Annotated in this window: 6 protein-coding genes and 1 pseudogene; 3 read left to right on the top strand and 4 right to left on the bottom strand. The window is 68.9% G+C overall.

The window, feature by feature from the left end:
• Window positions 1-698 precede the first annotated feature (698 nt).
• The gene (locus H5J26_RS26995; RefSeq protein WP_181768583.1) at window positions 699-1592 is read left to right on the top strand and encodes a helix-turn-helix transcriptional regulator; all 894 of its coding nucleotides are present in this window, start codon (window positions 699-701) and stop codon (window positions 1590-1592) included.
• Window positions 1593-1743: 151 nt separating this feature from the next.
• Here the strand turns inward: H5J26_RS26995 and H5J26_RS26990 are convergent, their stop codons facing one another.
• Complete coding sequence (locus tag H5J26_RS26990) at window positions 1744-2484, bottom strand: Clp protease N-terminal domain-containing protein (protein ID WP_181768582.1); 741 nt, start codon at window positions 2482-2484, stop codon at window positions 1744-1746.
• 192 nt (window positions 2485-2676) lie between these two features.
• On the bottom strand, window positions 2677-3186 hold the full coding sequence (locus H5J26_RS26985; RefSeq protein WP_181768581.1) for a Dps family protein: 510 nt from the start codon (window positions 3184-3186) through the stop codon (window positions 2677-2679).
• Between the two features lie 155 nt (window positions 3187-3341).
• Here H5J26_RS26985 and H5J26_RS26980 point away from each other — a divergent pair, with 155 nt between their 5' ends.
• On the top strand, window positions 3342-4193 hold the full coding sequence (locus tag H5J26_RS26980; protein ID WP_181768580.1) for an alpha/beta fold hydrolase: 852 nt from the start codon (window positions 3342-3344) through the stop codon (window positions 4191-4193).
• A 133-nt stretch (window positions 4194-4326) separates the two neighbouring features.
• The gene (locus H5J26_RS26975; protein ID WP_181768579.1) at window positions 4327-5469 is read left to right on the top strand and encodes an acyltransferase family protein; all 1143 of its coding nucleotides are present in this window, start codon (window positions 4327-4329) and stop codon (window positions 5467-5469) included.
• A 33-nt stretch (window positions 5470-5502) separates the two neighbouring features.
• Here H5J26_RS26975 and H5J26_RS26970 read toward each other — a convergent pair whose 3' ends face one another.
• Window positions 5503-6348, bottom strand: a complete 846-nt coding sequence (locus H5J26_RS26970; RefSeq protein WP_181768578.1) for a thioesterase family protein — start codon at window positions 6346-6348, stop codon at window positions 5503-5505.
• A gap of 123 nt (window positions 6349-6471) precedes the next feature.
• Window positions 6472-6578 (bottom strand): annotated as a pseudogene (locus H5J26_RS31705) (trimeric intracellular cation channel family protein); the annotation flags it as partial.

Raw genomic sequence — 6578 nt, 5'->3', positions numbered from 1 at the left:
TCGGACCGCCGCCGACGGTCTGATGTCCGTCTGACCGAACTCGCCTGTTCAGCCTGTGACTTCGGGCCCGGCCTCACATCGAGGAGCCGGGCCCGAGCTCACTTCTGGTTGTGCGCGGCGACGATGGCCTCTGTGCTTGAGCGACTCCGTGCCGTCCGTGGGTACATCGCCAAAGGGGCAGGCGGCGGACAATTACCCCCGCAACGTGGACAGTTCGGCACAACCCTGCATGATTGGCGGATTGTCGGAACCTCAACGTACTGTGCGTCTTCATCTGATGGGTCATCAACTGGTGGCGCGATGTCGGCGTTGAGGAGGACGTGCATGGTCGGACGAGAGCTGTCAGCGGCAGACCATCAGGACAAGGACGTCCGGCGGCTCCTCAAACAGCTGACCTCCGACGGGTGGGCTCTCCGCAAGGAAGGACACTGGGGCCGCCTCTACTGCCCATGCTTCTGTACGACCATCCCCGTCAGCGGTACACCCCAGAATGCGGCCCGTCACGCCAGCCGCATCGGGCGCATGGCCGCACGATGCCCGCTGCCTGAAGGCGATCCGCGCCGACCCCCACGAGCATGAGGCTCGTTGATACGGCAAACCTGGTGTTGTCGATTGACAACACCTACTGGAGTGGGTAACTGTGCTTGCCGGGGGTCCGGCACCGCGTGGAAACGGGCCAGCTGACAGGGGCTTGAACAATGGACTACGAGTTTCTCTTCGTCGTCGAGGGCGTCTCCGCTGAGAGCGACCTCGATGTCGGTGTCGTCTTCGACGAGTTCGACGGACTGCTCGCCTCACACAGGGGGCGGCAACTTCTGACTGTGTCCGGTGACGGTTCCGGAGCCGTGGACGCCGCGCACCGCTTGAGTGTTCGTCTGCGGCGCGTGCTGCCAGCTGTGCGGCTCGTGCGACTCGATCCCGACCTCGTCGGAGTCGCGGATATCGCGGAGCGTACGCGCCGGAGCCGGCAGAACGTTCTGCAATGGACCAAGAGTGAGCGCCGGCGCAGCGAGACCTTCCCGGAGCCGGAGGGAACGGCCGGACGTTCACCGGTGTGGCGCTGGGGCGAGGTCAACGCCTGGCTGAACGCGGTGGGCGAGGGCGACGACGTGCACGTACCGCTGCGGGAGGAAGCACTCGCAATCGACGTGATGCTGCCACAGTGGCAGAGGGCCATGGACGAAGGAAGGCCCGTGGTCGCCGTTGTGGTTCCGCAGGACGATCGCACCGACGAACGAGTCGCCATCGCTCAACTCCTGCACGGCGCCTTGCACGACGCCGCCGTCCTGAAGACGGTCTCCGCCTTGCCTCGTATGGAGCACAGTCGCCTCGTCGTGGCATGTGCGTTGCCGACCGACAGACTGCGGACGGTCCTGGAGCAGATCACGCCCGAGGACATGAGCGGTCTGCTTGCCACGCGCGTCGACGAGGGGGAACTCAAGCTGATCGGGGTGGCATCCCGAGCACTGCCTGGAACGCGTCCCATTGCGGAACTCGGACTCAGCCAGGAAGCAACGGTGGGCGATCTGCTCCTCCAACTCGCGCAAGGCGACGGTGAGGACTCATCCCCTACACCACTGGCTCTCGCCTGAGACCGAGCAGACTCCTGAGTGCGTGCACTTTGCCTTCCAGCGAGCAGCAGCGGCATCGTGCGGGCCTCTGGGCTCGCCGTCCCCGTGCTCAACTCGCCTGTTCAGCCTGTGACTTCGGGCCCGGCCTCACATCGAGGAGCCGGGCCCGAGCTCACTTCTGGTTGTGCGCGGCGACGATGGCTTCGAGTGCGCTGCTGATGTTCCCCTCGGCCGTCGCCTTGTCGATGCCGAGGCCGCTGAGCACGCCCTCGCCGTCCTCGAACTCCAGGAGCGCCAGCAGGATGTGCTCCGTGCCGACGTAGTTGTGCCCCAACCGCAGGGCCTCCCGGAAAGTGAGTTCCAGCGCCTTCTTCGCCTTGGCGTCGTACGGGATGAGTTCCGGCAACTGCTCTGAAGGCGCGGGCAGTTGCCCGGTGGCCGCCTCGCGGACCGCGTCCAGGGACACCTCCTGCGCGAGGATCGCCTTCGCCGCGAGCCCCTCCGGCTCGCTGAGGAGCCCGAGGGCCAGATGCTCGGGGCGGATCTCGTCGTTGCCCGCGGCGCGCGCTTCGTTCTGTGACTCGACCACGACGTTTCTCGCGCGTGGGGTGAAGCGCGCGAACCCCTGACTCGGGTCGAGATCCGACGCTTCGCCGGAGCCCTTCGGGACGAAGCGCTTCTGGGCGGCCTGCCTCGTGACGCCCATGCTCTTGCCGATCTCCGTCCAGGACGCGCCCGAGCGCCGCGCCTGATCCACGAAGTGGCCGATCAGATGGTCCGCCACGTCGCCGAGGTGGTCCGCGGCGATGACCGCGTCGGAGAGCTGGTCGAGGGCGTCGGTGTGCACCTTCTTGATGGCGTCGATCAGATCGTCGAGCCGTACCTGGTTGGTGGGGCGGGAAGGATTCGTCATGTGACAACCGTAGGTTGACAGTCAGGGATCGTCAACCCGAAGTTGACACCCGACCGTCCGTGCCGGAGCGGCCCGTGCCCGCCGTCCGTGTGCCAGATCGAGTCGGCACACAAGTCCGGCCGCCCCCCGCGTACGGGTGGACGGCCGGAGACTCACGTACCGGGCGGCCCCTTCGGCTCTGCCCGGCGGGCCTCAGCTGCCGTTCTCGGCCTGGAACATCCAGTGATGCTTCTCGAGGTCTCCGGTGAGCTGGATGAAGATGTCCTCCGTCACCGGGTCCGGCTCGCTCACGGACCGCATGCGCTCCCGGGCCCCGGAGATGACCGCCTCCAGGGCGCCGACCATCGTCCGCACGGCGTCGGTGTCCTTCTGCCAGCCGTCGGTGACCTTGTCGATGCGGCTCGCGGCGGAGACGGTCGAGGAGCGGCCGTCCGGCGGGAGGCCGAGTGCGGAGGCGCGCTCCGCGACCGTGTCCGAGTAGCTGCGCGCGGTGTCGACCACGTCGTCGAGCTGAAGGTGGATGGAGCGGAAGCGCGGCCCCACCACGTTCCAGTGGATCTGCTTGGCGACGAGTGAGAGATCGACAAGGTCCACGAGGGCGCCCTGCAAGGCCTCACCGACGGTCTTGAGGTCCTCGTCCCGGAGTGTGCTCTTCACTGCGTATGTCACAACTCTCTCGCTTTCTCTCGGGCGGCCCTGCATTTCCCATGGCCGGGTAACCGGAAGAGCCCGGGCAATTCATGCGTGCCGGGCGCGCGACGCGTCTCACCGAACGTGTCCGCCGGCATGCGCTCCGGCGTCCCCTCCACCCCTTGACCGCATGACATGCCCGACCGGAAGGGCCGAGAATGTGACACATGGCCGATGACTGGGTGAGCTCTCTCGACCGCACCTACGACAGCTCTTCCGGCGTCGTCCGCTGGGGCCGGCTCGGCCCGGCGGAGGGGCCGCCCGTCGTGCTGCTGCACGGGACACCCTGGTCGTCCTACACCTGGCGCAGCGCCGCTCGCGCGCTCGCCCGGCGGTTCGACGTCCACGTGTGGGACATGCCCGGCTACGGCGCCTCGGAGAAGTACGACGGGCAGGACGTGTCCCTCGCCGCGCAGGGCAAGATCTTCGCCGAACTGCTCGAACACTGGGGGCTGAGCGCAGAGGGCTCCCGCCGGCCGGCGGTGCTGGCCCATGACTTCGGCGGCTCCGTCGCCCTGCGAGCCCACCTGCTGCACGGCGCGGCCTACGAGCGCCTCGCACTCGTGGACCCGGTCGCGCTCGCTCCGTGGGGCTCACCCTCATACCGGCTGCTGGGCGGTGCGGCCGAGGTGTTCGAGCAGTTGCCGCCGACGCTGCACGCGGCGCTCGTACGCGAGTACATCAGCTCGGCCAGCGCGCACGGTCTGCACCCTCGGGTGCTGGATCAGCTTGTGGCGCCGTGGGTGGGCGAGACGGGTCAGAGCGCGTTCTACCGGCAGATCGCGCAGAACGATCAGCGCTTCACGGACGAGATCGAGGGACGCTACGGGGAGATCGACCTGCCGGTGCTGGTGTGCTGGGGCACGGACGACACGTGGATCCCCGTCGACCGCGCGCACAGGCTGGCCGGCCTGATCCCCGGCGCGCAGCTCCGCCTCATCGAAGGCGCCGGGCACCTCGTGCAGGAGGACGCACCGGCCCAACTCACCGCAGAGCTCCTGGACTTCATGCGCGGCTGACCAGCGCGACCCTCCGGGCGCACAGCTCCCGGCAGCCGCCGACCGTACCCTTCACACCGCCTTCACCCGCCGGGAAACGCGACTTCATACAGAAAATCCTCGGGCGACGGCTGCCGCTCCTAGCGTGCCGCAGATGCTGCAGGTCGGTATCGAGCGGGCGCCTCTCCCTCCGCTCAGCACTGAACCGGCCTCCCCCGCACGTGGGTTGCATGCGAGACCGCCCGGTGCGGAGCGGAGGACGAGGAGACGGAGGGACCCCTACCTCGACAACGCCAAGTACCTCACCATCGTGCTCGTCGCCGTCGGGCACGTGTGGGCTCCGCTGGCCGCGGACAGCCGCGTCACCAGCGCCCTCTACTACCTGCTCTACAGCTTCCACATGCCGGCGTTCGTCATCGTCTCCGGCTTCCTCTCGCGCAACTTCGAGGGCAGTCCACGCCAGGTGAGGCGGCTGATCACGGGGCTCCTCGTCCCGTACGCGGCCTTCCAGACGCTCCAGACCTTCTTCGCCCGCTGGACGGGCGCCGCCCCCGACCGTGAACTGAGCTTCCAGGAACCCGGGTTCGCCCTGTGGTTCCTCCTCGCCCTGTGCCTGTGGCGGCTGTCGGCACCCCTCTGGCAGCTGCTGCGCCATCCGCTCCCGGTCTCGGTGGTGATCGCCGTCGCCGCGAGTGTCACGCCGACCATCGACGACGACCTCGGCCTGATGCGGGTGGCGCAGTTCCTGCCCTTCTTCGTGCTGGGGCTCCAACTCCGGCCGGAGCACTTCCGGTTCGTGCGGCGACGCGCGGTGCGCCTGCTGGCCGTGCCGGTCGCCGCAGCCGCCCTGCTGGTCTCCTACTGGGCCGTGCCGCTGATCTCCGGGGCTCCGTTCCTGCACGACAAGAACGCCCAGGAGCTGGGCCTGCCTGCGTGGCTGGGCGCGGTGATGACCTTGGCCTCGTACGGCTGCGCGCTGGTGATGACAGCGTGCTTCCTGGCGTGGGTTCCCGAGAGGCACATGTGGTTCACCGCGCTGGGCGGCGGGACGCTCTACGCGTATCTGCTGCACGTCTTCCCGGTGCAGCTGTTCCAGCAATTCGGCAGGCAGGGAGCCGACTTGGCGGGGCATCCCGTCGGACGCGTCGTCGTCACGGTGGTCGCCGCCTGCGGCATGACGGCCCTGTGCACATCCCCGGTGCGCCGGGCGCTGCGCTTCGCGGTGGAGCCGAGAATGAGCTGGTTCTTCCGCCGGGAGGCGGACGGCCCGGTGGACGGAACCCGGCGCACGCCGTAGCAGGCCGGACGTCCCCGTACGTCCCGCCCCTTCTCAGTCCGTCTTGGCCCTGGCCAGCTGACGGGACTGCGCCACGAGCCGGTTCGCGCTGTCCCAGATCTGCACGTCCTCCTCCAGGAAGCCTCCCGCAAGGTTGACGGTGGTGACGGAGACACGCAGCGGTCCGGGCGCCGGGCGGGCCCGCACGTGCACGGTGAGTTCGACCGTGGGCACCCAGCCGCTCAGGCCCAACTCGAAGGCGGTGGGCGGCAACGCGTCGACCGCCATCAGCAGCGAGAAGGGGTCGGCCTGGCGGCCGTCGGCCAGCCCGAACCAGGCGCGCATCTCACCGCGTCCGCTCGGCGCACCGACTGCCCAGCCGCAAGTCGCCGGGTCGAGCCGCAGGTTCAGGCGCTTGCTGATCTCGGGCCCGGCGTCCGGGCCTTGAGGGTTGTCGTGAGCGCTGAAGCACTGCTCGAGAGGCGGCATCGCCGGCGGCTGAGCGCTCGTACGGACGTCGCCGGCAACGGTGTCCAGGTCGCCGTAGGACGCGAGTACGCGGATGCGCTCGACCTCGTGGCCGAGGGAGCCGGTCTGGAAGAGGCTCGCCGAACCGGTGGAGAGCGTACGGCCGTTGCGGGCCAGGCTCGTGCGAACGGTCGCCGGGCCCGGGGTGGTGGCCGAGAGGTAGTGGGCCGTGATGGTGAAGGGGTCGGGGTGCGGCAGCGCGTCGCTGAGGGCACGACCGATGACGGCGAGGAGGTAACCGCCGTTGAGGGCCTGGCCGATGGCCCAGCCCGGTGAGAGACACGTGACGTACACGCCGGGCTCGCGGAGTCTCACGGAGGTGTCCCGGTCGAACTCGCTCAGGGCGCTTTCGGCGGAGAGGGTTTCGGACATGTGAGCACCGTACACGCCTATGTTACTCACGGGTAGCCGAGTGCGCTGTCAGACACCTCACGCCGCAGACAGACGGCACACGCGGACGGCCTCGGCGTACGCGGAAGGCGCCGGTGCCGCCCGTCAGCTCCCCGGCTCGGCGTCGTCCACCATCGAGCGCCGGTGCCAGGCGCGCGGCGCCCGCCACCCGAAGTGCAGCGCCAGCAGCCGCACCACGAACGCGAGGGCCG

The sequence above is a fragment of the Streptomyces albidus (ex Kaewkla and Franco 2022) genome, from assembly GCF_013870515.1.
Classification (GTDB): domain Bacteria; phylum Actinomycetota; class Actinomycetes; order Streptomycetales; family Streptomycetaceae; genus Streptomyces; species Streptomyces albidus.
Note: the sequence above shows the minus strand (reverse complement) of the source record. Positions and strands in the feature narration are given on the sequence as shown.